A 25,806-nucleotide genomic window follows, 5' to 3' on the forward strand; every position below is an offset into this window, starting at 1 on the left:
ATGATCATCGGCCTTGGCTCGGATTTGTGCAATATCGAGCGTATACAGGCTTCTCTCGATCGGTTTGGAGAGCGCTTTGAATTGCGCGTCTTTACCGAAACCGAAAGGATGAAAGCGAATCGGCGAACGCTCACCAAAGCTGCAACTCTCGCCAAACGGTTCGCAGCAAAGGAAGCATTCTCAAAGGCCGTAGGCACCGGATTTCGTGCAGGTGTCTTCATGAAGGACATCGGAGTCGTGAATGCGCCTTCAGGAGCCCCGACCCTGGCGCTCTCCGGAGGCGCGGACCAGCGTCTCCGAGACTTGACCCCGGCAGGCTATCAAGCCGTGGTTCACCTCACGCTCACGGACGATCATCCATGGGCCCAGGCCTTCGTGATCATCGAAGCACATCCTGTAAAGGAACGCTCAGGCACATGAGCAAGATTGGAGCCCAGCCGGCGCTTTCCAGGCAGGACACTGGGCATCTTCGTGAGCAGGTGGATTGGGCGCGCGAGCTTCGAGGCCTGGCCCTGATGCTCTTGGCTGTGCTTTGCTTCCATAGCTTCTTGGCGAAGCCTTTTTACATCCCCTCCATCTCCATGATGCCCAATCTCCTCGTTGGAGATCGGCTCGTCGTGTCGAAATACCCGTACGGGTGGAACTGGTCGTCAGTCAGCTTCCATCTTTGGCCCCGCGGTGCAGGACGCATCTTCGGCAATACGCCTGAGTATGGCGACATCGTCATTGTCGTGCCGCGCAACCGCAACGAAGACCTGATCAAGCGCGTGGTCGCCCTTCCCGGAGATCGTATCGCCGTGGTGAACGGCCAGATCATCCTCAACGGCGAACCGGTACCACAGGCGGTTCAGCCAGCACTACAGATGCCAGTGGAGAGCGAGCTCACCTGCAATCAGGGCTCGATAGAGGTCGCATGCCTCGCCGCCTTCGAGGCTTACCGGACGCGCCTGCCAAGCGGGCGGGAAATCTACGAATTGCCGGTCCTGCGTGAAACACTGCCCAACGGCGCCAGCTACCTGGTGATCGATAACGTCGATCAGGTGCTCGATCATTACCCTGAGATCACCGTTCCAGAGGGGCACGTCTTCCTGATGGGCGATAATCGCGACCACTCGGCCGACAGCCGTGCGCCACTTTATGGCAACGGCCTGGGCGGGCCGGTTCCCCTCTCTGACGTCGGCGGCCGCGCAGAGTTCGTGACGTTTTCCTTGGACGGGAGCCAGACCTGGAATCCGCTGAGCTGGCTCGAGGCGTTACGTGGGGACCGGGCGGGCACCTCCCTACGACCGCCACTCGAGCCTCGGGCAATGCCGAAGACAGTCGCCGCGAGATGAGCCGGGACGCAGATCCCGCCAATGCAAGCACCGGTAGTGCCAAAATGCACGGGCAGGCTGGCCCTACCGATATAACCGATCCGAGGATAAGGCATGAAGCCCGCCGCGCCTTTGCCTGGCTGGCGGTAGCCTCGATCTTCGGTCTGGCTGTGCTTCTTTCCGCATCACTTCTGGTGATTTTCGGCGGGATCGTTTTTGCGGCGCTGATCGATGGAGGCGCACGCCTCCTTGGGAAAATCCTGCCACTCAGGCGCGGTATTCGCATCACCATCGTGCTGCTTGCAGCCCTTGGCTTTGTCGTGTGGGTCGTGCAATTTGCCGGAAGCACCATTGCGACCGATGCCGCACAGTTGCCTGCGACTGTCCAAGCTGAGTTCTACAATGCTCTCGGCTGGCTGCAGCGCCACGGAATTGAAGTGGATGTGGCGGATGTCCAGCGCATTGCCCAGAAGGCCACTGGCGGCATCAGTCAGATGACCCGTGCTTTGACCGGCATCATCGGCGGACTGACGACGATCTTTCTGATCATCGTCCTAGGCATCTACTTCTCGCTGGAGCCGAATCTCTATCGCCGCGGCGTGGCCTGGATGTTGCCGGCCGACAAGCGGGACCGCTTTCAACACACGGTGCACCGGATGGGGAGTGCACTGCGGAAACTGATGTTCGGCCGCCTCATCGGCATGATCGTTGAGGGGGTTGCTACATGGTTGATGTTGGCAATCTACGGTGTCCCGATGGCATTTCTGCTCGGTCTGATCACCGGATTGCTCGCAGCTCTTCCTAACATCGGCGCACCCGTCTCAGGCGCGATCATGATCCTGGTCGGCTTCTCCGGAGGGCTGAACATGGGCATCTATACGATCATCGTCTACACTTTGGTGCAGACGCTGGACGGCTATGTTATCGTTCCCTTCATCGCGCGGCAGACCGTCGATCTCCCGCCAGCGCTCGTGCTGGCGGCTCAGCTCATCATGGGTGTGCTTTTCGGCATCCTTGGGCTCGCCCTCGCCGATCCGCTGATGGCAATGATCAAGGTCTGGCTTGAGAGCGAGGCCGATTACAATCAACGGCACCAAGACGACGCAGACGGTGAGCCTCCGGCTACGCCTATCGCAGTTTAGCCGTCTAGCCTGGAACAGTCCTACACGTATGGCACGCAAGTTTCTTTATATCGTCGCTGGACTGATCGTCCTCGTCTTTGCCACGTTCGTGGCGCTGCGCCTTTTTGCGCAGGACCTCACGGAAGTCGCGTTCGTACCCTCGGCCAAGTTCACCGATCAGCCGCCCCTGGAGCCGTCTGTCTACGGTGATCCGAAGATGTGGCTGGCACACCCGGAACTCGGCGAAGAGAACGCTGCGCGCTGGCTACCGCAGGGTTTCGCAGCAGAAGGCGAGACGGTGAACGCCGCCGTATTCTTCGTGCACCCCACGGGTCTGGTCAGTCGTGATCGCTGGAACGCGTCGCTCAATGACGCAGACTCGCGTGAGCGCTCGCGCCTTTTCGTGCAGGGCATGGCCAGTCCGTTCAATAGGAGCGCAGACGTATGGGCGCCGCGCTACCGCCAGGCCGCAGTGGGCGCTTTTCTCACTGATGCACCTGAGGCAACGCAGGCCCTGGATCTTGCCTACGAAGATGTGGAGCAGGCCTTTGAAACATTCGTGGCCTCGGTCGACGGCAGTCAGCCGATTGTCCTTGCTGGGCACAGCCAGGGCGCGTTTCACTTGCTTCGGCTGATCCGCGATCACGTGGCGGATACCCCGTTGGCCAAGCGTATTGCCGCAGCTTACGTCATTGGCTGGCCGGTCTCGAAGGAGCGCGACCTGCCTAAGATGGGCATGAGCGCCTGCGCCGAGCCGACCTCCACAGGCTGCGTCGTGAGCTGGATCAGCTTTGCCGATCCGCCTGAGACGCAGATGCTGATGAAGGCCTATTCGCGCCGACCCGGCCTTGATGGACAGCCGGTTGGAGAGGCCGCATCCTTCGTGTGCGTAAACCCGATCACGGGGAATGAGGGCGGCAGCGCCGAGGGGCGGGCCAATCTCGGCACGCTGCTCCCTGACATCAGCAAAGGCACTGGCACGCTTGTTGCCGGCATTGTCCCCGCCCGCTGCGGGGAGGACAATCTGCTTCACATCGGACCTGCGCCTGATCTCGAAATGGGGCCCTATGTTCTGCCCGGAAACAACTACCACCTTTACGATGTGACGCTCTTCTGGGCTAACCTTCGGGCAGATTTTGCGAGGCGTGTAGAGGCATGGAAGCAGCAGCCCTGATCACCAGCAGCGCATTGGACTACCGTGACGCTCTGCCGGACGGCGGAGCGCTCATCGGGCTCGACCTGGGCACCCAGACCATCGGCACAGCCTTCTGCGACGGCGGCTGGCGGATCGCCTCACCGGGCAAGACGCTGAAGCGCGGCAAATTCGGCGCAGACAAAGCGGCGCTCGAGGCTTTGATCCGGGAGCGTTCCGTTCGAGGGATTGTCATCGGGCTACCGCTCAACATGGACGGCTCCTCGGGACCGCGCGCGCAGTCTAGCAACGCCTACGCGCGCAATCTCTCCGTACTGGGGCTCCCCATCCTGCTTTGGGACGAGCGCTGGTCGACGGCCGGGGCCGAACGGGATCTCATCGCCCAGGACATGAGCCGCGCTCGGCGTGCCGAGCGTATCGACTCAGCAGCGGCGGCAATCATTCTCCAGGGCGCCATCGACGCTCTCGCCGGAGGCATTCTGTAGAAGAGGCGGCTGATCCCGCCTTAATCCCGCTCTGGCGTCGGCGGCTTTTTCACCACTTGTCCTGCCCACTCGATTTCACCGGCGTCGGGGACCGGTTCGCTCGACGGAGCACCGGGACCAAGCGCCCCTGAGGCGCTTTCACTCTCGTCAGAGGCCGGAGCTGTACCTTGCACGCCCCCGAGATCCTCTGTCACTTGTTCGGTGGTTTGCTGAGCTGCTGCGCTCGATGAAGAGGATTGGGCAGCAGCGTCCTTTTCGTTACCACGGTCTTCGCGACCGGTTTGCGATCCATTCTGCGACATATGCTATCTCCTTGACAGGATCTAACACCAGCCCAGTTCGATCGTTCCTTATGAGCCGACCGGCCTTGGAACTCGCAAAATCACGACCAGTCCGGCGACCTCCGGAGCAGGCGCTCCCAAGGGTATCGCGACCCGGCTGGCGTCCGCTCTCGCGCGCGCCAATACTTTCTCCGGCGTGCCTTCCTCAAAAGCTATAAGGTCTGCCGCACCCAGCATGCGCATCTGCCGCAGGGTAAGATCATCGGGATCGAGGCTTCCCAGCACAATCTCTGCGGGACCGGCAGGAAGTGCCTCAGCCTTGCCGACCAGCCATGAGGGAACACGAGCCGCACTGGCCTCCTGCAGCGGGTCGAGCGCCCCCCCTTCCCCCAGCGCAGCGTCCAGGGCGCGGCGGCGCTCACCGGCGCTGGGCCACTTGAGGCGCAACTCTCCTCGGGCCGCGTATAACGCACTGGCAAGCGCCCCCAGCGACTGCGGTAGGAGCTTCTCGAGACGCAGGCGCAATTGTTTGGCGAGCCCCGCCGAAGCGCCACCGGTACCGACGGCTATCAGCACAGGGGAGCGATCCAGCACCGAGGGTACGGTAAAGTCGCAGAGCTCCGGCCTGTCCGTGACATTGACCAGCAGACCAGCGCAACGCGCCCGGAGCGCATCCGCCTTGGCGCTGGCTTCATCCTCGTGCGCGATGAAGGCGAGGCGAGCGCCCTTGTCTATCCCCTCCTGCAGATCGTCGATCACTGCTCCGCCGGCGCGTTCGACAAGCCGCCGCTTCGCCTCCGCCGCCTCGCCTGCACCCAACACGATGATCGGTTGCGTCGCGATGCGGTGAAACAGGGGCAAGCTGGCGATCATGACCCTTCGAGGCCGCTTTCTCTGTTCACGCAAGCCATTCAGGAACCCGCTCGGCCGCCAGGATGGTAGCGGGCTCGATGCGTTGCGCTACCACGGCCCACTTATCGCCATCGACCATGACTTCAGGCACGAGAGCCCTTGAATTGTAGGTGTTGGCCATTGTCGCGCCATATGCGCCGGCGGTCCGGAACACCGCGAGATCGCCTGCAGCGACCGCATCGATGTCGCGCCCCATCGCAAAGGTGTCCGAGCTTTCGCAGATCGGGCCGACGATGTTCGCTATCATGCGCTCCCCACTTGGCCGCACCGAGGCGAAATCATGCCACGCATCGTACATGGCAGGTCGCGCGAGGTCGTTCATCGCGGCGTCGACGACCACGAACGGGTTCGCGGCACCTGCCTTCACGCGGATCACCTGCGTGAGAAGCACGCCAGAGTTGCCTGTGATCACGCGACCGGGTTCGAACATGATGGTTGCGTCCCACCCTCTGGTCGTCTCAGCCACCATCTTCCCGTACTCGGCAGGGCCAGGAAGCACATCTCCGACCTTGTAAGGCACGCCCAGACCGCCACCCAGGTCCATATGCGTGACGCTCAGGCCCTGACCACGGATGCCGCGCATCAACTCGCCCATCTTGCCAAAGGCGAGGCGAGAGGGGTCAAGGTCGGTGATCTGGCTGCCGATGTGGACGGCGAGACCGCGCATGTTCAAACCAGGCAGAGCGGAAAGACGCGCGTAGATCTCTGCGGCGCGGTCATAGGCCACGCCGAACTTGTTATCCGACTTCCCGGTCGAAATCTTTGCGTGCGTACGCGCATCGACGTCCGGATTCACCCGGAGCGTTGCGGTCGCGACTTTCCCTTGCGCAGCAGCAATCGCGGCAAGCTCTGCGCCTTCTTCTTCGCTTTCGAGGTTGAACTGGCCCAGCCCTGCATCCAGCGCTTCGCGCATCTCACGAGCGGTCTTGCCTACCCCCGAAAACACGATGTCTGCACCAGGCATTCCCGCGGCCAGCGCACGATGCATCTCTCCCGCGGAGACAACATCGGCACCGTAGCCCTCTTTGGCCAGCAGTTTGAGTACCGCAAGGTTGGGGTTGGATTTCACCGCAAACGCAAGGCGCACACTGTCCAGCGCGCTCAGTGCTTCGCGGAAGACCTGAGCGTGACGCGTCAGCGTCGCCCGCGAGTAGACATAGACCGGGGTGCCCACCTGCTCCGCAATGACGGACAGGGGAACGTTTTCGGCGTAAAGTTCGCCGTCCCTGAGTTCGAAATGATCCATGGTGTGCTTATTCTTCGTTCTCAGGCGGTGGCAGGTCGAACGGATCGTCTTCTCGCCTCTCGGAGCGAGTACGAAGTTCCACGCTGCGCGCGGGAATGGCAAGGGTTGGCGGTTCGAGAAGTTCGCTCGGTGTCGGTTTGACCGCGCGCCCGAACGGTGCGGGAGGAAGCTGCTGCCCCGGCTTGAGCGCGAGCCCCTGCCGCGAGCCGCAGCCGGTGAGCGCGAGCAGGATCCCGCAGACGATTAGGGTGCGCATTCGTCTCACTCCAGACCAAGGACCTCGCGGGCCTCGGCCACGCGCTTGCGGACTTCGTCGGGTGCCGTGCCCCCGTGGGACTTGCGCGCAGCCACCGAGGCTTCGACCGACAACGCGGAGAATACCCGCTCATCGATGCGGCTGTCGATGGCTTTGAGATCCTCAAGCGGAAGCGCATCAAGGGCAACGCTCCGCTGTTCGGCCAGCTTCACCGCAGCACCGGTGATATGATGCGCTTCTCGGAACGGAATGTCAGCCTGGCGCACCAACCAGTCCGCAAGATCGGTCGCCGTGGCAAAGCCGAGTTCGGCCGCGCCCCGCATCCGCTCTGTACGAAAGCGCGTGTCCGCCACCATGCCCGTCATCGCCGCAACCGACAGGGCCAGCAAGCCGGCTGCCTCGAAGACAGGCGGCTTGTCGTCCTGCATGTCCTTGGAATAGGCGAGCGGCAGGCCCTTCATCGTCATCATCAGTGACATCAGGCACCCGGTGATCCGGCCCGAGTGGCCGCGCACCAACTCTGCCGCGTCGGGGTTTTTCTTCTGCGGCATGATCGAGCTGCCGGTCGACAGCGAATCCGGAAGCGCGACGAAACCGAAAGGCTGGCTTGCCCAGATGATGAACTCCTCGGCCAGCCGTGACAGGTGCAAAGCGCACTGGCTTGCTGCCATGAGGTAATCGAGCGCGAAATCACGATCTGAGACCGAATCGAGGCTGTTGGCTGTCGGTCCGTCAAACCCGAGCGCCTGCGCCGTCATGTCCCGGTCGATGGGAAAGCCCGTACCAGCAAGCGCCGCGGAACCGAGAGGGCATTTGTTGAGCCGCTTGCGGGCATCGGCAAAGCGGGACCGATCGCGACCGATCATCTCGTAATATGCCATGAGGTGATGCCCAAGCGTCACCGGCTGGGCCGTCTGCAGGTGCGTGAAGCCTGGCATGATGCTGTCGGCATGCTCGCCAGCGCGCGCAACCAGAGCGCTCTGGAGGGCGTGGAGGGCCGCGTCCGTCTCATCGATGGTGTCCCGCACCCAGAGGCGAAAATCGGTGGCGACCTGATCGTTTCGACTGCGTGCGGTGTGGAGACGCCCGGCAGCGGGGCCGACCAGCTCGGCAAGGCGGCTCTCGGTCGTCATGTGAATGTCCTCGAGGCTCCAGTCCTCGGGAACGCCATTGGCTTCGTATTCGGCTGCAACCGTATCGAGCCCCTTCTCGATCACAACCGCGTCTTCGCCGGAGACGATGCCCATCGCGCCCAGCATCGCCACATGGGCTTTGCTTGCGCGGATATCCTGCTGCCAGAGCGCCTTGTCGAAGGGGATCGAGGCATTTATCTCGCGCATGATCGCCGAGGGTCCTTCAGCGAAGCGCCCGCCCCACATCGCATTGCCCGCCTGGGAGCCTTTATCCTTGTTGTCTTCCCGCTCGCTCAAGCTCGTCGCCCTTTGTTTCGCAATGCTGACCGGAGGCTGCGATAGGCAAACCCCGGAGGTGGTGCAACCGGACGCGAACCCTGCAGAACTGCCCAAGAGCGAAAAGCTCACCGGCATCCTTGACCGCTCACACAAGGGCGAGCCTCTGCCCGAGCTGACACTGAAGGATGACAAGGGCAGAACTCTGGCCCTGCCGTCCTTGAAGGGCCAGCCGACACTTGTGAACCTGTGGGCAACCTGGTGTGCGCCCTGCGTGGTCGAACTTCCCACGCTCGACCGGCTCGTCGATATCAAAGAGGGCAAGCTGCGCGTCGTCACAGTATCCCAGGACATGGCCGGCACCGAGAACGTCGCGTCGTTCATCAAGGAGCGCGGCGGCGATAACCTGGAGCCCTGGCTCGATCCGGAGGGCGACCTGGCAGCCAAGTACAGCGTCCAGTCCCTCCCGACGACGATCCTCTACGATTCGCAAGGACAGGAAGTCTGGCGCTTCATCGGAAGCAAGGTCTGGACCAATGCGGAGGCGCTGCAGTTGATCGCACAGGCCCGGTGACGCGGGCGCTCGGCGTCCAAATCTGGAGCCGAGCGCCTCAGCCTGCCTCGACCATAGACCTGACCGAGGGTGCCAGCTCGGCCATGCGCGATCCGAGCGGCGGATAACCAGCGGGGGTCGTCTCAGTGAGCCAGATCAAGCGGCCATGAGCCTGCTGTGGTGCGATGGCGAACCGATCTCGGACGTCTCCGATCAGATCGAAGTCCTTCCTCCGCAGATAGTCCGCCGCTGACGCGGCGTCCTTCACCTTGAAGACGAGATCATAGATCCCCTTGATGTCACGCGCGTGAGTGGCAATCGTGGATTCCTCATCGCGTCCGACCAGCACTTCCAGCACCGTGTCGCCCATGAAGAACGCGGCGCACTCGGCGTCCAGTTCGAGTAGCTCGCGGGTGCCGAGCTCCGGCCACCCAAGACCTTGCCCGAAAACCCTGCGAGCGCCCTCGAGCGAGGGAGCAGAAAGGCCGATCGCCTGAAGACCCTCTATGCCAAGGGGATGACTGTCGCGGGCTTCTACGGGGCGCCACTCTGGATCGCGGCGCGGGTCGTTCGGCAAATCCTGCGCCAAGATTTCAAGGCGCATGCCAAGTGCCTGGTGCCGCGGGACGATGAAGTAATGCTCCTCCATCCCGGGGTCGTAATGAGTTTCGAAGCCCGCAGCACGCAGGCGTTCGTCTTCGGCTTTCAGGTCGGCGACCTTCAGGGCGACGCCGATCCAGCGCATCGGCTGTGCGGAGCGGCACAGCATGTTGCCCAGAGGGGAGCGCTCGTCCTCGCCGCTGCCGGCTGGCGCGATGGGGATGATCATGGTGTCACCCACCATCATCAGACTCTCTTCCCGATCGAGCCCCATGTGCGCGGTCTCAGGCGTAACCAGCATCTCGTAAACGGTTCTTGCGCCGAATACCTCCTGGAAGAAAGCATCGCAGGACGGACGCTGTGCGTTATCCGCGAGTGCCCAGCTGATATGGGCGACTGGCATTCCCCCCATGGTACTCTCCCTCTCTCCTCAATAACGGTGAGGGAAGCCTGTCCCCATGAATTTCGCAAGGTTCATGTGCAGGCTGGCGACAGATCGCTCCATGTAAGGGTTCGGCTGCGCACCACGGAAGCCGACGTTCTTCATACCCTGCTGCACCGCGGCCATGTTGGCGAAGTCCTGTTGCAGCACCGGCGGCCAATCCGCAGGCTCTGTGTATTCCCAATCTGTCGCGGGCGCTTCGCCTTCAGGGTAGAGTTCGTATACCGCAGCCTCGAAAATGCACTTGTCGGGGTCCGACTTGTAAGGCCGCGCCTGATAGCAAAGCATGTTGTTGACGGCATGTCCGATCTGGAAGTTCGGGAAGATCTGCCAGGCCGTACCTGCTTGGGACGTATGCTGCGGATCAACGGTAGGCCACACCACCCCGCGCGCCTCATCCTCTGCGCGCGCTGTCTGGATCCAGTACTTGGAAACTTCAGCCGCAGGCGTGCCTTCGGGCAGTTCATCCTTGAGACGGTTCGCAACCGCCACCAGAGTGGCCGTGGTGTTGGTGTTTGCGTTCGCCCAAGTGAAGTTCTGCATGTCCGCGGTCGTCAGGCGCGGGTCTTCGCCGGCACCCAGGCGCAGCTTGCCGGAATCCTCCTCCTGACCCTTCGGTGCATCGTAGCCGATGTTCGAGTGCAGGCCCTGGTTGCGTGCCCAACCGCGGAACTGGCCGAACTCCATGAACTCCGGGTGCGTGGTAGCGACGTGGTAGGTCTCTGAGAACGCCTCCATCGCAACCTTCCAGTTGCAATCGAAGATCACCCATTTGCGCCAGCGTGCGCGCATGTTCTGAAGTTGATAAGGGTCGAGCATAGTCATGGCAGGCTCAAGATAGTCCTTGAGCGGCCCGGCCTCCGGATCGAGGTTGACCCAGAGCCATCCCCCCCAGGTCTCGACCTTTACCTGTCCGACATCGCCCAGGCCCTCACAAAGCTTGCCCTGCCAGTCTTCCTGATGCTCGAAGTACGTGTTGCGCCCCTCAAGGTCGAAGGTCCAACCATGATAGCCGCAGATGAAGTTAGGGCGGCTTCCGCGTGCGTTTCGCGTCCCGGCAGGCACATCGATCAGCTTGCGTCCACGATGGGGGCAGACGTTATGGAGCGCGGTGATCTTGTCCGGCCCTGTACGGACGATAACAACCGAGTCGTCGAGAATGTCGTAGGTGATGTAGTTCCCGACCTCCGGGATGTCCTCGATACGACCTGCCTGCAGCCACACCTTGCGCCAAAGGCGATCACGCTCAGCCCGCGCATATTCCGGCGAAACATAGGCCTCGGCCGGTATGTTCACCGGTTCCGAAAGCTCGTCAGCGGCCTGCACGATCCTGCCGATCTCACCCATGGTTTATCCTCGCATGCTGTTCAGGTTTACGTTCACTATCCCATTATTCGCACAACGGTGCAAATGCGGCCTGCACCGCCCGCGCGATTCCCTTGAGCAAGCCTTGGCGTTCGGAGGGAAATGAGCAAGGATTGCACTCGACTGCCAGACATTGAGAGGAAACTGACATGAGCGACGAAACGTCTGCCGCGATCCGTGAGACCCGTAAGGACTGGGTGGTCGAACACCGCGAGATGTACCTGGAGTCCGGAGGCGCCAAAGGGCACATCATGGATATCACTCCAGTAGGCGGACGCAACTTCGCCACTCATTGCATGATCAAGTACGTCGGCCGCAAGAGCGGCAAGATCTTCATCACCCCTCTCTCCTATGCCGACATCGGTGGCGAAGTGGTGATTGTCGCCTCGAAGGGCGGCGCCGATACGCACCCCGAATGGTATCTCAACATCCGCGAGATGGAGGGGATCGAGTTCCAGGTCGCGACGCAGGCATTCCGCGGCACCTGGCGCGAACCCGAAGGTGAAGAGCGCCAGAAGGTCTGGGATTTCGTGGTGGACTGCCATCCGTTCTACGCGAACTATCAGGCATCCACCGACCGCCAGATCCCCCTCGTCATGATGAAAGCGGTAGAGGAAATCCCCGTTTTCAAGGCAAGCGACGCGACAGGCATTCGCCAGCTATAGATCACGGCGCCCCGGCAGCGTTCCAGTCCGGAGCACGCCGGGGCAGACTGGCGATGGCAACGCTGCTCGCGGCCATGAAACCCAGGACGGCCCAGAGGAACGGCTCATAAGATCCGGTCGAATCGTAGACTGCAGAGGCGGCCAAGGGGCCGGCGGCAGTCCCGATCGAAAGGGCGGCCAAGAGACCGCCATATAGACCGCCGAAGTTCTTAAGCCCAAAATGGCGGCTCAGGAGATAGACCACGACGTCGATCTCCGCGCCGAGGGTCAAGCCCACCAATGTCGCTGCGACGGCAAGCGCGGAATAGGAGCTTGGCGCGAGGATCAGGACGAGGCAGCTCCCCACCGGCAAGAGGAACACGACCGCGCCCACCAGCGAAGCTGCAAAGCGGTCCAGCAACAGCCCCGTCGTCAGGCGGCCGATCAGCGAGAAAATGCCGATCAGCGACGCCAGTCCCGCTGCGGCGACAGGATCAACTCCCCGGTCGGTGATGATCGGGACGAAATGCACCACGAGCGCGAGAATCGTGAAGGTGAAGAGCAGGCAGGCAACGAACAGGCGGATGTAGATCGTCGAGAAGATGCCTTCCCGCAGAGTCGCACCGGGTAGGTCGCGCGGGACAGGCTTGTGCCCAGCCACACGCCCGCTGCCTTTTGCCCTGTCGAAAGCGCTGCGGAAGAACACGAAGATGATCGGAAACGCGATCAGCAGCCAGATGCCGCCCTGGGCGGCGAGCGCAGTCCGCCACCCGAACTCGCCAATCAGCCAACTGCCCATGAGAGGGAAGACCGTAGCGGCAATCGATGCGCCGCACAGCGTCACCGCGAAGGCGAGGCCGCGCGAGACGGTGAAGCGGGAAGCCACGGCGCTTGTCCAGATCGTCGCCTGAACCGGCAGCACACAGATCGAAAGGAGCCCCCACAGCAAATACCAGTTGAGGTCACTCCCGGTCGCCGTGCCGATAAGTGCGAAAGCACCCGGCACCAGCAGAATACCAAGCAGAGCGAAGGGGCGTGGGCCGTACCGGTCAACCGCGAGGCCGATCAGGATGCCGAAGAAGGCTTGGACAATAGTCGCGAGACTGATGCCCGCCGTCGCCATCGCCCGCGACCAGCCAAACTCGGTCGAAACGGGGACCACGTATGGCCCGAAGCCATAAATGTGGATGACACTAGTTGCATAGCCGAACGCTGCCGCGATCGGCAGCATCGGATAGGCACGCCATTCCGTCAGCGCACCGGCCCTGTCGCCCGTTCCCCCCAATGACTCTCTCCCGCGTCAGTCTTCGTAGCGCAAATCGACGTGTGTCTTCTCGCCCTTCGGCCCCATAGGCGAGTCGTATTCCTCAATGACGCTGACCACCGGATTGTCGTGGCTGGCGAAGAGGTTCCGTTCGTCCTCGCGGACGAAATCGATGCGCTCCGGGCTGGAGATGATGGCCTGCGAGCGCTCGAAGTCTTCACGGCTATCCCACCAGATCTCCATCAGGCAATCGTAGCCGGGATCTATCACCTCACCTGTGACAGGGTTCTTCTCGGGCTTCAGGTAACGCCGGACATAACGCCTGGCATTCGGGATCGAGGGCGCCCTTCCCTGCCGCTTGGACAGCTGCGAGTGCTGATTCTCGTAGTAGTCCATGAACTCGTCCATGGTCATGTCCGGGCGCTTGCGAAAGAAGCAGATCTGCTTGAACATCGCGTTTCTCCTCAGGCTCGACGCAGCGCAAGCACGCTGCCCTCGGCGTCCGCCGAAAGGTAAATCGTGCCGTCCGGCCCCGCAGCGATACCAACAAAGGTGTACATTGGGCCACACATGTCCCCGACGCCATCCAATTGGACCGTTGGAGCGCCTCCCGGACCGCCGATAGGCAGGTCGGTGGCCAAGGTCTCGCGCGCGCTACCCGAGAGGTCGCATGCCACGGCCGCATTCGCACCTGGGTCCGCGATGAACAGCGTGCCACCGGCAATGGCCAGGCCCTCTGGCCGTCCGAGACCGTCAATGATGGTCTCCTTGCGCCCACCAGAGAGTTTCACGACCCGGCCTGCCCCGCTTTCTGCAACGAAGACAGCGCCATCGTCGGCCATCGCAACACCCATCGGCCGATCAAGCCCGGAGGCGAGTTCGTTGACGTTGCCTCCGACAATCTCAAACACGCGTCCCGTCGGCATTTCTGCAAAGACAACGCGGCCGCCTGCGCCCACATCGACTCCCATGAGCCGGTCGTATCCGCTGGCGAGCACTTCGTTCGCCTGCTCGGCAGGCCGCCACCGGACGACTTCGCCGTTGGCGCTGGTCACCACCCATTCGTCCACCCCGGCAGAGGCGACATCTCGGATCCAGCCGGGATAGCCGGGCGTAAACAGCATTCCGGCAAGTTGCAGAGTCTCGCCCGGAATGAGCAGGTAGGTGAAGCCACCGTCGGCGACGAGCACATGTCCGTTGGGGCTGACCGCAAGACCTAAGGGCCACTCGAGGCCACCCTCGACCAGCGGCTTCGTCTTGCCGGGCTCCACCACCTCGGTGATCGAGCCATTGATGTGACTGATGAAGGTCCGCTTGCCCACGAAAGTCACATTGTCGAGGCCCGGACCGATGTCCGCCAGCACCGACTTCTCGCCCGTGCGAGGGTCGATCTTGAGCACCTGCCCCGAATACACCTGGGTCGAGACGATGTAGCCGTCCGGGTGGAACTTCACCGAATCCGGGACGCCCAGGTCCTTGGCGACGATCTCCGGCTCTCCGCCATCCAGGCTGATGCGCCAGATCTCGTTCGCCGCCTGGGCCGGGAAGTACAGCTTGCCGTCGGGTCCGACTTCAAAGGCGTTGGCCATTGGCACGCCTTCGTAGATCACACGATGGGCGCTGCCATCGCGGTCTAGCTCCATGATCCGCCCACCCATGCGCAGTTCACCCGCGATAAGGCGGCCCTGATGATAGGTGATGGGGTTGGCGACCGGCATATCGCCGTGAATGATCCGGTATTCGCCGGAAGGCGTCATCATCGACACGCGCCCTTCGGTGATCTCGGTGCAGTAGAGGTTACCCTGCTCGTCGAATGCCAGATCGTCAGGACCGACGATCCCACCACCAGCGGGGCTGACCGTCTCGATGACACCGCTTTCGACGTCGATTGCGCTGACTTTGCTTCCTGCGACCTGCGCAACGTAGATACGACCGTCTGCGCCGGTGCGGATGCCGTTGGCACTCTGGAGCCGGGTTGCCGGGGTCAGACGGTGAAGCGCCCAACCTTCTGCGGGACGTGCGGGCAATCCCGCCTGATTTCTGCCACTGGCTTCCAGCATGTATACACTCTCCCGGTTCGCTGTCCGAATCCTTGCGCGCCGTGGTATAGCGAGTGACTCCGGCGCGCAACGCAGGCGCTCATATGCATCGCCCGACCGGCACACCTGACAAGCTGTCTGTTGCAAGGCTAACGGCGGACGCATATCCGCACGGCATACAGATAGGCGCCAGCACCTGAGGGAGTATCGGGATGTCCAAGATGAGATTTGATGGTCGAGTAGTGGTCATCACCGGCGCGGGCCGCGGGCTTGGTCGCGCTTACGCCCTCTTGCTGGGCTCCCTCGGCGCGAAGGTGGTCGTGAACGACTTGGGCGGCGAGATCCGGGGCGATCGTCCGGATCAGGGTGTCGCCCAAAGTGTGGTCGACGAGATCCGTGCTGCCGGCGGCGAGGCCATCGCCAACACGGACAGCGTCGCAACGCCGGAAGGTGGCCGCGCGATCATTCAAGCGGCACTTTCCGAATGGGGACGCGTGGACGGACTGATCCACAATGCCGGGAACGTCCGCTACGGCTCGATCCGCGACATCAGCTACGAGGACTTCAAGTCGGTAGTCGACGTGCACCTTATGGGTGCCTTCCACGTTGTGCAGGCGGCATTCCCGCACATGTGCGATGCGGGGTACGGCCGGATCGTCCTCACATCGTCGATCGGAGGCATCTACGGCAACGAGCGGTGCGTCAACTATGGCGTCTCGAAGGCTGGCATGATCGGCCTGGCAAACATCGCCGCGCTTGAAGGCGAGAGTTGCAACGTGAAGTGCAATGTCATCATACCCAGCGCCGTCACGCGTATGGCTGAAGGTATCGACATCTCACAGTATCCACCCATGGATCCTGAATTGGTTGCACCCGTGGTTGGCTGGCTCACACATGAGGACTGCGAGCTTACCGGCGAGATGATCGCGTCGATCGCCGGGCGGGTTGCCCGCGTGTTCATTGCCGAGACACCCGGCGTGTATCAACCCTCCTGGACCATTGACGAGGTCGCCAAGGCAGCCGAAGCGATGCAGGACAAGTCACAGATCCTCGACTTTGGCCTGCATGGCCACGTCGATCACATTCGCTACAGCTTCGCCATGGCGAAGAACGCCTAATGAACAACACTGTTGACAACTAAACGCGCAGACCTATCCTTTTGGTAGGCACGGCCTCGGCAAGGGAGCCGCCAATGGAGAAGTGGGACCGGACATGAACTGCCTGAAGACCATCGTACCCGCGCCAGAGGAAGTCGATATCCCGGCGCTCAAGGCAAAGTACAAGCAAGAGCGCGAAAAGCGCATGCGTCGCGAGACCGGTGGGCAGTATGCCGCACCGGAGGATCACCTCGTCTATGACACCCGCGAACACGATCCGTTCACGCCCATCGTCCCGCGCGACGCGGTGGACGAGGAAATCGACGTGGCGATCCTGGGCGCCGGCTGGACCGGCATCATGGCCGGGTTCCATCTGACGAAAGCAGGCGTCACCAACTTCCGCCACATCGAGCATGCCGGCGGCTTCGGCGGCACCTGGTACTGGAATCGCTATCCCGGCATTCAGTGCGACAACGATGCTTACTGCTATCTGCCGCTGCTGGAGGAGATGAACACCCTTCCCTCCAAGAAGTTCGCCGACGGCAAGGAAATCTACGAGTACATCCAGTCCATCGTCGACAAGTTCGGCTTCCGCGACAAGGCTCTGCTTCACACAGAGATCACCGCGATCGAGTGGGACGAGGAAGCCAAGCGTTGGGTCGTCTCCACCAATCGCGGCGACACGATCCGTGCCCGGTTCGTGATGATGTGCGGTGGAACGCTCTCGACACCGAAGTTCCCCGCTGTGCCCGGCATCCACAAGTTCAAAGGCAAGATGTTCCACACCAGCCGGTGGGACTACGGCTACACCGGCGGTTCGTGGGAGAATCCGGTGCTGGACAAGCTGGCCGACAAGCGCGTCGCGATCCTGGGAACGGGCGCCACTTCGATCCAGGCGGTGCCTTACCTCGGCAAGTACGCCAAGCAACTGTACGTGATCCAGCGCACGCCTTCGAGCGTGGACGAGCGGCCTAACCCCCCGACGAACCCGGAGTGGGCCGCTTCTCTTAAGCCGGGCTGGCAGGCGGAGCGCCAGGCCAACTTCCTGCGTGCCGCGAACGAGATCATCCCTCCGGGCGATCCGGATCTGATCTGCGACATCTGGACCGAGATCAACCGCAACCTAAACGCCGAACTGGAGGCCGAAGGCTGGCCCCAGATCAGCATGGAAGAGTTCATGCAACGTCGCGAGGTCATGGACTTCCGCGTCATGGAGCGTCTGCGCAAGCGCGTCGAGGACATCGTCAACGATCCCGAGACGGCCGAGGCCCTCAAGCCTTACTACCGCTTCATGTGCAAGCGGCCGCTGTCGAACAACGACTACTACGAGACCTTCAACCGGCCCAACGTCAAGCTGATCGACGTATCGACGACGGCCGGGCTGGAAGCGATGACCGAAAACGGCTTCGTTCATCAGGGCCAGGAGTACGAGATCGACTGCATGATCTTCGCCTCCGGCTTCGAGGTGACGAGCGACCTCAAGCGCCGCTGGGGAATCTCGACGATCAACGGTCGCGATGACGTGTCGATCTACGATCACTGGGCCGACGGCCCGCTGACGCTGAACGGGAACATGACGCATCATTTCCCGAACATGTTCTTCCACGGCTATATCCAGGGCGGCCTCAACGGCAACACCACGCTTCAGTTCGGCGAGCAGGCCCGTCACGCGACCTGGATCATCGCCAACGCGCTTGAAAAGGGCATCAAGGCGGTCGAGCCGACCAAGGAAGGCATGGAGGCTTACGTCGAGGACTTCCGCTCCAAGGAGCTCGATCTCTCGATCATCCTCAACGAGTGCACGCCCAGCTACTTCACCAACGAGGGCGAAAAGGAAGCCAAGTGGTTCCTCTTCCGCGGCTGGGGTCCGGGCTGGGACGACTGGCAGCGCAAGATGCAGGAATGGCGCGATGCCGGCGACATGCCCGGCATGCGCGTAGACAGCTGATAGCAGGAGGGGCCGGTCGCAAGACCGGCCCCTCCTCGTTTCAGGAGGTTACGGTTGGCTAGCGGCCCTTCCACTCTGGTTTGCGCTTCTCCGCGAAAGCGCGTGGCCCTTCCTGCGCATCGTCCGAGCGATAGGTCAGCTCGTGCGCGGCACGCGCAGCCTGCAGGGCGGCCGAACGCCCCATCTCAGTGGCCAGCATGACCGTCTCGCGGGCGGCTTTCACCGACAGTGGCGCCCCGTCCAGCACCTCATGCGCCAGCTCCAGCGCTGCCTCGAGTGCCGCGCCCGGTTCGGCCAGGCGATTGACGAGGCCGATCTCATACGCGCGCTGCGCATCGATCGGTTTGCCGGTAAGCATGATCTCCATCATGATCCGCTGCGGGATCATATGGATCAGCGGCGCGGCCCATGGACTGCCACGACCGACTTTCACCTCGGTTATCGCGAACTTCGCATTTGTGCTTGCGACGCACAGATCGCAGGCCTGCGCGATCATCCAGCCGCCAGCGAACGCATGCCCGTTCACCGCCGCGATTGTCGGCTTGCTGAGTTCGATGGAGTCGTAGGGCAGCGGGAACATGTCGCGCGGCGGCACCTTCATGCCGGTCTCGACCATTTCCTTGAGATCGCCTCCAGCACAGAAGGCCTTGTCGCCCGCTCCCGTCAGAATGGCGATCCGCAAGGCAGCATCGCCTTCAAAGCGATCCCATGCAGCCCGCAGCCCCTCACGCACTTCGCGGCTCAACGCATTTCGGCTGTCAGGCCGGTTGATGGTGATGATGGCAACGCCATCGTCGCGGGCATCGAACAGCACGGCATCGGTCATTTCAGAACCCCCTCCTCGCAATCTCGAATGCAGCCCTGTCCAGTTCGTCCTGGAACTCAGGATGTGCGATGGAGACCAGACGCCGCGCACGTTCAGCCAGCGTCTGGCCCTTCAGCTCGGCCGCACCGAATTCAGTGACCACCACATCCACCTCGGTGCGCGCAGTCGTCACCGGCCCGGAAAGCTGCGACACAATCTTGCTGATCGTCCCACCCTTTGCCGCGGCAGAAAGCACCATCAGCGAAGCGCCGCCCGGCGAACGAGCGCCTGCCCGCACGAAGTCGACTTGCCCCCCCGTGCCGCCGAGATAGGCTGCGCCGGACTGCTCGGCGTTCACTTGTCCCGTCAGGTCCACTTCCAGTGCCGAGTTGATCGTGACGAGCCGTGAGAGCTGCCCCAGCACGCCTGCGTCATGCGTGTAGCTGGTCGGCGTCATGCGGATTGCAGGGTTGTTTGCCGCCCACTCATAAAGCCGACGCGTGCCAATCAGCGCTCCGTTAATGGAGACACCGCGGTCGATCTCCTTACGTGCGTTGGTCAGCACGCCGGCTTCCGCAAGATCGACCAGCCCATCGCCCAGCATGCCGGAGTGAACGCCCAGGTCCTTGCGATCGAGCAGCAGGCGCAGAATCGCATCGGGCACCGCGCCGACACCAGTCTGAATGACCGAACCGTCGCCGATGTACTCGGCACAGAAGCGGGCAATCGCCTCGTCCGTGGGGCCGATCTTCGCTGGCGCGACCTCGACCGGCATGCGCGAGACGTGCGCCGCAACATCAATGGCGCTCGCCGGGATCACTTCGCCAGGGACGTACGGAACCTGATCGTTGACCTCTGCGATCACCACTCGCGCCTTGTCGACCGCGGCGCGCACATAGTCGCTAATGAGGCCGCACGAGTGGTTGCCTTGAGCATCGGCAGGGCTGACCTGGATCATCGCGACGTCGCAGGGAATGGCGCCCCAAGTGATCAGCGGCGCAACCTGGCTAACGTGCACAGGCATGACGTCGAGAGCGTTCGCTTTGGTCATCGCCCGCAAAGCGCCGATGGCCCCCATCGACGACAAGCGGAAAGCGCTCGCCGTCTCCGGCGTGAACAAACCTGAGAAGCTCGTGGCGATGAAAGCGCCGAGATCGCCGACGGAGGCCCCTTGCTCTATCAGCGCCTCGACCAAAGTGGTCGGCTCGCCGCAGGCTTGGCCCAAGACGATCCTGTCCCCGCGCCGGAGGTACTGCGAGAGGTCGAGAGCCTCTGGGCCGACGATCTCAGCCACGGCTCAGGCCTTGCCGGCCTGCTTCAGCAGGCGCTCGGCCCGGGCGAGATAGGGCCGGTCCAGCATGCCGCCCTTCCAGCCAATCGCACCCACTCCCGGGTTTGCGGCGAACAGATCGACAATCTCCTGCGCTTCTGCGATCTCCGCCTCGGTGGGCGTGAACGCCGCGTTGATCACGGGGACCTGCGCCGGATGGATCGCCATCATGCCGCGGAAGCCGTCACGGCGAACCTTCTCGGCGCGGGCGCGTAGCGCGTCCAGATCGCGGAAGTCAGCGCTGATCGTCTCGATCGCGGTCACGCCGGCTGTCGCAGCTCCCAGCACCGTCATGCTGCGCGCGAGTTCGTAGGTGAACGAGTAAGAACCATCGTCGTTGCGGTTCGAGCTGGCACCGATCGAGTCCGCGAGATCCTCAGCCCCCCAGGTCAGCGCCACGACGCGCGGCGCGCCCTTGTAGTCACCGGTGTGGAACATCGCCTCGGCGGTCTCGGTAATGAGCACGATGACGGGGATCGAGCCCTCCTCGATGCCGTTCGCCACCTCAAGGGCGGAAAGGCAGTGATCAAGCTTCTCGACCTCCTGGCGCCCGTAGACCTTCGGCAGCATGATGCCGCCGGGGTTGGCTGGCACGATCGCGGCGAGATCCAGCAGGGTGTGCGGGCCATCGAAAGGATTGATACGCACCCATAAACGGTGGCGCTGCTGCGGGTTGGCCTTGATGAAGTCGTGCACCATCGGGCGCGCGGCGGCCTTGCTGTCAGGCGCGACGGCGTCTTCCAAGTCGATGAGGACGATATCGGCCTCACCCTCCGTGGCCTTGGTCATCTTCTTCTCGCTGTCGCCCGGAGCGAAAAGCCAGGAACGGGCGGCAATCGGTTCGTGTTTCATCGGCATTGTATCCTCCCTCGTCTTCCCGGCAGGCACCGGGATCACGCGTCCAAACGGGGCACGCTTCGACGGCGCGCCCTCGCGGGTCAAGTCACGACGATGATTTCGCGCTTAGACGTTTTCGGTCCCTAGTAGGACTTAGGCAGCTCGAGCACCCGTTCGGCGATGTAGTTCATGATCTGGTGGGGACTGACAGGTGCGATGCGGGGTATCATCACTTCGCGCAGGTAACGCTCGACGTGATATTCCTGAGCATAGCCCATGCCCCCCATCGACATCACCGCAGTCTGGCAGGCCTCGTAGCCGGCCTCGGCAGCCAGGAACTTGGCCGTGTTCGCCTCTGCACCGCAGTCCTTGCCCTGATCGAAAAGGGTGGCCGCCTTGAACACCATCAGGCTTGCCGCTTCGACCTGCATCCAAGCCTTGGCCAGCGGGTGCTGGATACCTTGATTCTGCCCGATGGGACGACCGAACACCACGCGCTCGCGGGCATAACGCGCGGCCTTCTGGATCGCGACGCGGCCCAGCCCCGTGGCCTCGGCACCCAGCAAGACGCGCTCGGGGTTGAGGCCCTGCAGCAGGATCTTGAAGCCCTGCCCTTCCTCACCGATGCGGTCCTCTTCCGGAATGAACAGGTCCGAGATGAACAGCATGTTCGAACCGACCGCGTGGCGGCCCATCTTCGGGATCAGGCGATGCTCAACCTTCTCGCGGTCGAGCTTGCAGTAGAACAGCGTCAACCCGTCGGTCTTGCGCTTGACCTCTTCGAGCGGCGTAGTGCGTGCGATCAGCAGCATGCGGTCGGCCACATGCGCATTGGTGATCCAGATCTTCTCGCCGTTGACCCTGTAGCCGCCGTCGACCTTTTCGGCACGAGTCTTGAGGCTCGTGGTATCGAGACCGGTGTTGGGCTCGGTCACCGCAAAGCACATCTTCTCCTCGCCCGAGAGGATCGGCGGGATCATACGCTGCTGCTGCTCGGGCGTGCCAAACAGAATGACCGGTTCCAGTCCAAACACCGGACCGTGAATGGTCGAGGCCGCCGCCATACCGCCGCCGCTCTCGGCAACTGCTTGGACCATGACCGCCGCTTCGGTTATCCCAAGGCCGGCACCGCCGACTGCCTCAGGCATGGCCACTCCCAGCCAGCCGGCTTCGGCCATCGCCTTGTGAAACTCGAACGGCCACTCACCCGAACGGTCCTTCTCCAGCCAGTACTCGTCACTGAACTGTGAGCAGTGCTTGAGCACCGCTTCGCGGATGTCTTGCTGATCCTGGGTGAGCGAGAAGTCCACGACGGCTCCTAGTTTGCATAGCTTCGCTGTTCCGCCGCGTAGCAATCCACTGAAAGCCGCACAACCGAAATGTACCGATAGCGGTTCGCCGTTCCGAAATACGCATAGCAATTTGCATCGGCGTAGAGTACGAGCTGCATCAGCCAAATTTGGGAGGCAAGAATGGCGGCACTGCAATCTGGCCCGAACGGACCGCTCGCCGGGATTCGCGTGGTCGATCTTACCAGCGTCGTATTCGGCCCCTACGCCACCCAGATCATGGCCGACATGGGCGCCGAGGTCATCAAGGTGGAGCCGCCGGAAGGCGATAACACGCGCTGGATCACGACCGGCCCCGAAGAAGGCATGGGCGGCATCTACGTCAACGTGAACCGCGGCAAGAAAAGCGTGATGCTGGACTTGCGACGCGAAGAGGACAGTGCGTCGCTGCGCGCGCTCGTATCCACTGCCGACGTCTTCATCCATTCCATGCGCGGCAAGGCGATCGCTCGGCTGGGCTTCGATTATGAAGCCGTGCGCGCCCTTCGTCCCGACATCATCTACACCAATTGCTACGGCTACTCGCGACGGGGGCCCGAGGCGGACAAGCCCGCCTATGATGATACCATCCAGGCGGAATGCGGCATCCCCTACGTTCAGGGGCTGATGAACGGCGAACCGGGATATGTCGCGACCATCATGGCCGACAAGGTCGCCGGCCTGCATGCGCTTTACGCCACGATGATGGCGCTGTTCCATCGTGAGCGCACGGGGGAGGGGCAGGAAGTGGAAGTGACCATGTTCGAGGCCATGTCCTCGTTCATGCTGGTCGAGCACGCCAATGGCGCCATGTTCTCACCGCCAACCACTCCCGCACACTATCATCGGGCAGTGGAGCGCAATCGCCGTCCCTACAGGACGAAAGACGGTTACGTGGCGGCACTCGTCTACAACGACAAGCACTGGAATGCATTCATGCAGGCGGTCCAGCCCCCTTGGGCAAGCGAGGAATTCTCGACGCTGGCCCAGCGCGCCAAGCGGATCGGCGAGGTCTACGGATTACTGGGTGAGACGTTCCTCACCCGCACCACTCAGGAATGGCTCGACACCTTGAGCGCGCTGCACATCCCCTGCTCTCCCCTGCGCACAACGGACGAGTTGTTCACGAACGAGCATCTCAACGCCATCGGCTTCTTCGAAGAGATCGACACGCCGCAGGGGCCGACCCGCATGCCGGGCGTCCCGACATGGTTTTCGAAGACGCCGGGGCATGTCCGGGGACCGGCGCCACGCCTGGGCGAAAACAACGGTGATGTTCTGGCAGGGCTTGCAGAAAGCCCCGCCACGATGGCAGGAGCCGAAAACAGCTAAGTAGACAGCGTTGTTGATTTGCATTTGGCAGGTTGGACGCAGTTGGCTAACAGCGATTCCAAGCAGAGCCTCGGGAGAGGTGTTGCCGGATGCTACGGCGGGCTGGTGCTCGACACGGTGCGGCGCACTGTGCTTGGGCGGTGACGCCAAGTAAGTTTTGCAAGAGACCGACAGGACGAAAGGTACCAGGATGTACGATGACCAGCCGCAGGCGGAGGCTCCGACCCAGAACTCCGGGGGTGTCCCCGTCTACAAGCGCATGCTCGACCTGTTCGAGGCGGAGGGTATCAAGACGCTGTTCGGCATCCCTGATCCGAACTTCGTTCACCTCTTCCTGGAAGCCGAGAAGCGCGGCTGGACCGTGGTTTCCTCGCACCACGAAGCGGCTACCGGCCACATGGCTGCCGCTGCGGCACGCATAACCGGCAAGCCGGCAGTCTGCATCGCCACGCTCGGGCCGGGCATGGCGAATGCGATGCCCGCCGTTCAGTGCGCCAAGGTCGAGAACGATCCGGTAATCTTCATCGGCGGTCAGCGCGCTCGCGTGACCGAGCGCCGTGTGCGCCGTGGCCGCATTCAGTTCGTCCGCCAGGAGCCGATGATCGAGGACTCGGTCAAGTTCTCCAGCTCGATCGAATATGCCGACCAGGTGGACGAGATCGTCCGCGAGGCCATTCGCGTCTGCATGTCGGGCACCCCGGGGCCGGCGTACATCGAATATCCTGCACACGTGATCCTCGAGGAAGTGCCCAACACGCCGATCCTGCCGCCCAGCCGCTACCGCTTGGTCAATGCCGGCGCGGACGGCGATCGGATCGCCGAGGCGGCGAAGATCATCATGGAAGCCAAGAACCCGATCCTGCTGGTCGGTCACGGCGTCCACACCAGCAAGGCGGGCGCAGCCGTCAAGGAGCTGGCCGACCTGATGCAGTGCCCGGTGATCCAGACTTCGGGCGGCACCAGCTTCATCGAGGGCCTTGAGGACCGCACGTTCCCTTACGGATTCTCGGAAGTGTCGATCGACGCCGTGGTCGAGAGCGACTGCTGCGTCGCCCTCGCAACGGAACTGGGGGAGCCTTCGCACTACGGTCGCTGGCGCCACTGGATCGACAATGAGGCCAATCGCAAGTGGATCTACGTTCAGCAGGACGCGACCGCCATCGGCGTCAACCGTCCGATCGACGTGCCGCTGGTCGGTGACGTTCGCGGTGTGGTCCCACAGCTCTCGCGCGCCCTGAAGGAACTCGGTGGCCGCAAGGCAAACGAGAAGCTCTCCGCGTACATCCAGCGCGAGGCTGCACAGCTTGTCGAAGTGGCAGAAGATGCCGCTTCCAAGCCCGATGGCACCGAGAGCCTGATGCACACCAGCCAGTTCGTGTCGGAAGCCACCAAGGCATTCCCGGCCGACGGCATCATGATCCGCGATGGCGGCGCGACGGTCGTGTTCCAGTGGACCTACTCGCAGTGCAAGCCGCATGATGTGATCTGGAACCAGAACTACGGTCACATCGGGACCGGCCTGCCCTACGCCACCGGCGCCATGCTGGCGGACCGGGCCCAGAGTGGCCAGTCCCGCCCCGGCATGCTGCTCACCTCGGACTCTTCTTTCCTGTTCCACATCGGGGAGCTGGAAGTCGCGGTTCGGGAGAACCTGCCGCTGGTCTGTGTGGTCGGCGTGGACTTCCAGTGGGGTCTTGAAGTCGGTGTGTACAAGCGCACCTTCGGACATGGTACCAGCGAGACCGGCACGCACTGGTCGGACAAGGTACGCTTCGACAAGATCGCCGAGGGATTTGGCGCCGCCGGTGAATTCATTACGAAAGCAGAGGATATGGGTCCCGCCATCAAGCGCGCTTACGAGCGTGGCGGCGTGACCGTGATCCACGTGCCGATCGACCCCAAGGCAAACTCGGAGGAAATGCCCAACTACTCCGAATTCCGCACCTGGTACGCCGAAGGCACGCAGTAAGACCACACGACCCCTTTCCCTTTGCGGGAGAGGGGCACTAGATTTGGCAAGCCCTAGGCAAGCCGAGTCACAGCGGG

25 protein-coding genes are annotated in these 25,806 nt (G+C 62.6%); 11 read left to right on the plus strand and 14 right to left on the minus strand.

The window, feature by feature from the left end; translation table 11 throughout:
- Genes acpS through ruvX form a run of 5 tightly spaced genes read left to right on the plus strand, consistent with a single transcriptional unit; the run spans position 1 to position 4,072 of the window.
- Entirely contained in the window at positions 1-420 is a 420-nt protein-coding gene (acpS, locus tag ABUH87_RS13090; RefSeq protein ID WP_367774347.1) for a holo-ACP synthase, read from the plus strand.
- On the plus strand, positions 417-1,334 hold the full coding sequence (gene lepB / locus ABUH87_RS13095) for a signal peptidase I (protein ID WP_367774348.1): 918 nt from the start codon (positions 417-419) through the stop codon (positions 1,332-1,334). Before acpS ends, lepB begins: the two co-directional genes overlap by 4 nt.
- Positions 1,331-2,455 (plus strand): AI-2E family transporter, encoded by a 1,125-nt coding sequence (locus ABUH87_RS13100; protein ID WP_367774349.1) that lies wholly within the window; start codon positions 1,331-1,333, stop codon positions 2,453-2,455. The genes lepB and ABUH87_RS13100 overlap by 4 nt, the downstream gene beginning before the upstream one ends.
- A gap of 28 nt (positions 2,456-2,483) precedes the next feature.
- Positions 2,484-3,608, plus strand: coding sequence for a DUF3089 domain-containing protein (locus tag ABUH87_RS13105; RefSeq protein ID WP_367774350.1), 1,125 nt, complete (start codon positions 2,484-2,486; stop codon positions 3,606-3,608).
- The gene (ruvX, locus tag ABUH87_RS13110; protein WP_367774351.1) at positions 3,590-4,072 is read left to right on the plus strand and encodes a Holliday junction resolvase RuvX; all 483 of its coding nucleotides are present in this window, start codon (positions 3,590-3,592) and stop codon (positions 4,070-4,072) included. Before ABUH87_RS13105 ends, ruvX begins: the two co-directional genes overlap by 19 nt.
- A 20-nt stretch (positions 4,073-4,092) precedes the next feature.
- On the opposite strand, the gene ABUH87_RS13115 is transcribed toward ruvX, so the two are convergent.
- The 5 genes from ABUH87_RS13115 to argH are packed head-to-tail and all read right to left on the minus strand — an operon-like array spanning position 4,093 to position 8,146.
- Positions 4,093-4,374, minus strand: a complete 282-nt coding sequence (locus ABUH87_RS13115) for a hypothetical protein (protein WP_367774353.1) — start codon at positions 4,372-4,374, stop codon at positions 4,093-4,095.
- 48 nt (positions 4,375-4,422) lie between these two features.
- The gene (locus ABUH87_RS13120) at positions 4,423-5,226 is read right to left on the minus strand and encodes a precorrin-2 dehydrogenase/sirohydrochlorin ferrochelatase family protein (protein ID WP_367774354.1); all 804 of its coding nucleotides are present in this window, start codon (positions 5,224-5,226) and stop codon (positions 4,423-4,425) included.
- A gap of 25 nt (positions 5,227-5,251) precedes the next feature.
- Complete coding sequence (gene lysA / locus ABUH87_RS13125) at positions 5,252-6,511, minus strand: diaminopimelate decarboxylase (RefSeq protein ID WP_367774355.1); 1,260 nt, start codon at positions 6,509-6,511, stop codon at positions 5,252-5,254.
- Between the two features lie 7 nt (positions 6,512-6,518).
- Positions 6,519-6,767, minus strand: coding sequence for a hypothetical protein (locus tag ABUH87_RS13130; protein ID WP_367774356.1), 249 nt, complete (start codon positions 6,765-6,767; stop codon positions 6,519-6,521).
- 5 nt (positions 6,768-6,772) lie between these two features.
- The gene (gene argH, locus ABUH87_RS13135; protein ID WP_367774517.1) at positions 6,773-8,146 is read right to left on the minus strand and encodes an argininosuccinate lyase; all 1,374 of its coding nucleotides are present in this window, start codon (positions 8,144-8,146) and stop codon (positions 6,773-6,775) included.
- A 109-nt stretch (positions 8,147-8,255) separates the two neighbouring features.
- Between argH and ABUH87_RS13140 the strand changes: the two genes are divergently transcribed.
- A complete protein-coding gene (locus tag ABUH87_RS13140; RefSeq protein ID WP_367774358.1) occupies positions 8,256-8,750 on the plus strand; it encodes a TlpA family protein disulfide reductase in 495 nt (164 codons plus the stop codon).
- A 37-nt stretch (positions 8,751-8,787) separates the two neighbouring features.
- On the opposite strand, the gene ABUH87_RS13145 is transcribed toward ABUH87_RS13140, so the two are convergent.
- Complete coding sequence (locus ABUH87_RS13145; RefSeq protein WP_367774359.1) at positions 8,788-9,741, minus strand: VOC family protein; 954 nt, start codon at positions 9,739-9,741, stop codon at positions 8,788-8,790.
- Between the two features lie 18 nt (positions 9,742-9,759).
- Positions 9,760-11,118, minus strand: coding sequence for an aromatic ring-hydroxylating oxygenase subunit alpha (locus tag ABUH87_RS13150; protein ID WP_367774361.1), 1,359 nt, complete (start codon positions 11,116-11,118; stop codon positions 9,760-9,762).
- 167 nt (positions 11,119-11,285) lie between these two features.
- Between ABUH87_RS13150 and ABUH87_RS13155 the strand changes: the two genes are divergently transcribed.
- The gene (locus ABUH87_RS13155; protein WP_367774362.1) at positions 11,286-11,801 is read left to right on the plus strand and encodes a nitroreductase/quinone reductase family protein; all 516 of its coding nucleotides are present in this window, start codon (positions 11,286-11,288) and stop codon (positions 11,799-11,801) included.
- 1 nt (position 11,802) lies between these two features.
- On the opposite strand, the gene ABUH87_RS13160 is transcribed toward ABUH87_RS13155, so the two are convergent.
- Genes ABUH87_RS13160 through ABUH87_RS13170 form a run of 3 tightly spaced genes read right to left on the minus strand, consistent with a single transcriptional unit; the run spans position 11,803 to position 15,104 of the window.
- Positions 11,803-13,065 (minus strand): MFS transporter, encoded by a 1,263-nt coding sequence (locus ABUH87_RS13160; protein WP_367774363.1) that lies wholly within the window; start codon positions 13,063-13,065, stop codon positions 11,803-11,805.
- Positions 13,066-13,080: 15 nt separating this feature from the next.
- Entirely contained in the window at positions 13,081-13,497 is a 417-nt protein-coding gene (locus ABUH87_RS13165) for an EthD domain-containing protein (protein WP_367774364.1), read from the minus strand.
- An 11-nt stretch (positions 13,498-13,508) separates the two neighbouring features.
- Positions 13,509-15,104 (minus strand): gluconolaconase, encoded by a 1,596-nt coding sequence (locus tag ABUH87_RS13170; protein WP_367774366.1) that lies wholly within the window; start codon positions 15,102-15,104, stop codon positions 13,509-13,511.
- A 191-nt stretch (positions 15,105-15,295) separates the two neighbouring features.
- Between ABUH87_RS13170 and ABUH87_RS13175 the strand changes: the two genes are divergently transcribed.
- Both ABUH87_RS13175 and ABUH87_RS13180 read left to right on the plus strand, forming a co-directional pair.
- Positions 15,296-16,201 carry an SDR family NAD(P)-dependent oxidoreductase gene (locus tag ABUH87_RS13175; protein ID WP_367774368.1) on the plus strand — a complete coding sequence of 302 codons (906 nt, stop codon included), beginning with the start codon at positions 15,296-15,298 and terminating at the stop codon, positions 16,199-16,201.
- Positions 16,202-16,295: 94 nt separating this feature from the next.
- A complete protein-coding gene (locus ABUH87_RS13180; protein WP_367774369.1) occupies positions 16,296-18,128 on the plus strand; it encodes a flavin-containing monooxygenase in 1,833 nt (610 codons plus the stop codon).
- A gap of 58 nt (positions 18,129-18,186) precedes the next feature.
- Here ABUH87_RS13180 and ABUH87_RS13185 read toward each other — a convergent pair whose 3' ends face one another.
- From ABUH87_RS13185 to ABUH87_RS13200, 4 genes are all read right to left on the minus strand, one after another.
- Entirely contained in the window at positions 18,187-18,954 is a 768-nt protein-coding gene (locus tag ABUH87_RS13185; RefSeq protein ID WP_367774370.1) for an enoyl-CoA hydratase/isomerase family protein, read from the minus strand.
- Position 18,955: 1 nt separating this feature from the next.
- Positions 18,956-20,227 carry an acetyl-CoA hydrolase/transferase family protein gene (locus ABUH87_RS13190; RefSeq protein ID WP_367774371.1) on the minus strand — a complete coding sequence of 424 codons (1,272 nt, stop codon included), beginning with the start codon at positions 20,225-20,227 and terminating at the stop codon, positions 18,956-18,958.
- A gap of 3 nt (positions 20,228-20,230) precedes the next feature.
- Positions 20,231-21,115, minus strand: coding sequence for an HpcH/HpaI aldolase/citrate lyase family protein (locus tag ABUH87_RS13195; protein WP_419956699.1), 885 nt, complete (start codon positions 21,113-21,115; stop codon positions 20,231-20,233).
- Positions 21,116-21,243: 128 nt separating this feature from the next.
- A complete protein-coding gene (locus ABUH87_RS13200; protein ID WP_367774374.1) occupies positions 21,244-22,410 on the minus strand; it encodes an acyl-CoA dehydrogenase family protein in 1,167 nt (388 codons plus the stop codon).
- A 162-nt stretch (positions 22,411-22,572) separates the two neighbouring features.
- On the opposite strand from ABUH87_RS13200, the gene ABUH87_RS13205 reads away from it, so the two are divergent.
- Together ABUH87_RS13205 and ABUH87_RS13210 are read left to right on the plus strand one after the other, a co-directional pair.
- On the plus strand, positions 22,573-23,760 hold the full coding sequence (locus ABUH87_RS13205; RefSeq protein WP_367774376.1) for a CaiB/BaiF CoA transferase family protein: 1,188 nt from the start codon (positions 22,573-22,575) through the stop codon (positions 23,758-23,760).
- A gap of 190 nt (positions 23,761-23,950) precedes the next feature.
- Positions 23,951-25,729, plus strand: coding sequence for a thiamine pyrophosphate-binding protein (locus ABUH87_RS13210; protein WP_367774377.1), 1,779 nt, complete (start codon positions 23,951-23,953; stop codon positions 25,727-25,729).
- Positions 25,730-25,806 lie beyond the last annotated feature (77 nt).

It is taken from the genome of Novosphingobium rhizovicinum, from assembly GCF_040813635.1.
In the GTDB taxonomy this organism is placed as follows: Bacteria; Pseudomonadota; Alphaproteobacteria; order Sphingomonadales; family Sphingomonadaceae; genus Novosphingobium; species Novosphingobium rhizovicinum.

Bases quoted from the DNA above. Each gene is read 5' to 3' on its own strand.
- acpS (WP_367774347.1), top strand. From the start codon at position 1: ATGATCATCGGCCTTGGCTCGGATTTGTGCAATATCGAGCGTATACAG.
- lepB (WP_367774348.1), top strand. From the start codon at position 417: ATGAGCAAGATTGGAGCCCAGCCGGCGCTTTCCAGGCAGGACACTGGG.
- ABUH87_RS13100 (WP_367774349.1), top strand. From the start codon at position 1,331: ATGAGCCGGGACGCAGATCCCGCCAATGCAAGCACCGGTAGTGCCAAA.
- ABUH87_RS13105 (WP_367774350.1), top strand. From the start codon at position 2,484: ATGGCACGCAAGTTTCTTTATATCGTCGCTGGACTGATCGTCCTCGTC.
- ruvX (WP_367774351.1), top strand. From the start codon at position 3,590: ATGGAAGCAGCAGCCCTGATCACCAGCAGCGCATTGGACTACCGTGAC.
- ABUH87_RS13115 (WP_367774353.1), bottom strand. From the start codon at position 4,374: ATGTCGCAGAATGGATCGCAAACCGGTCGCGAAGACCGTGGTAACGAA.
- ABUH87_RS13120 (WP_367774354.1), bottom strand. From the start codon at position 5,226: ATGATCGCCAGCTTGCCCCTGTTTCACCGCATCGCGACGCAACCGATC.
- lysA (WP_367774355.1), bottom strand. From the start codon at position 6,511: ATGGATCATTTCGAACTCAGGGACGGCGAACTTTACGCCGAAAACGTT.
- ABUH87_RS13130 (WP_367774356.1), bottom strand. From the start codon at position 6,767: ATGCGCACCCTAATCGTCTGCGGGATCCTGCTCGCGCTCACCGGCTGC.
- argH (WP_367774517.1), bottom strand. From the start codon at position 8,146: ATGTGGGGCGGGCGCTTCGCTGAAGGACCCTCGGCGATCATGCGCGAG.
- ABUH87_RS13145 (WP_367774359.1), bottom strand. From the start codon at position 9,741: ATGGGGGGAATGCCAGTCGCCCATATCAGCTGGGCACTCGCGGATAAC.
- ABUH87_RS13150 (WP_367774361.1), bottom strand. From the start codon at position 11,118: ATGGGTGAGATCGGCAGGATCGTGCAGGCCGCTGACGAGCTTTCGGAA.
- ABUH87_RS13155 (WP_367774362.1), top strand. From the start codon at position 11,286: ATGAGCGACGAAACGTCTGCCGCGATCCGTGAGACCCGTAAGGACTGG.
- ABUH87_RS13165 (WP_367774364.1), bottom strand. From the start codon at position 13,497: ATGTTCAAGCAGATCTGCTTCTTTCGCAAGCGCCCGGACATGACCATG.
- ABUH87_RS13170 (WP_367774366.1), bottom strand. From the start codon at position 15,104: ATGCTGGAAGCCAGTGGCAGAAATCAGGCGGGATTGCCCGCACGTCCC.
- ABUH87_RS13175 (WP_367774368.1), top strand. From the start codon at position 15,296: ATGTCCAAGATGAGATTTGATGGTCGAGTAGTGGTCATCACCGGCGCG.
- ABUH87_RS13180 (WP_367774369.1), top strand. From the start codon at position 16,296: ATGAACTGCCTGAAGACCATCGTACCCGCGCCAGAGGAAGTCGATATC.
- ABUH87_RS13185 (WP_367774370.1), bottom strand. From the start codon at position 18,954: ATGACCGATGCCGTGCTGTTCGATGCCCGCGACGATGGCGTTGCCATC.
- ABUH87_RS13195 (WP_419956699.1), bottom strand. From the start codon at position 21,115: ATGAAACACGAACCGATTGCCGCCCGTTCCTGGCTTTTCGCTCCGGGC.
- ABUH87_RS13205 (WP_367774376.1), top strand. From the start codon at position 22,573: ATGGCGGCACTGCAATCTGGCCCGAACGGACCGCTCGCCGGGATTCGC.
- ABUH87_RS13210 (WP_367774377.1), top strand. From the start codon at position 23,951: ATGTACGATGACCAGCCGCAGGCGGAGGCTCCGACCCAGAACTCCGGG.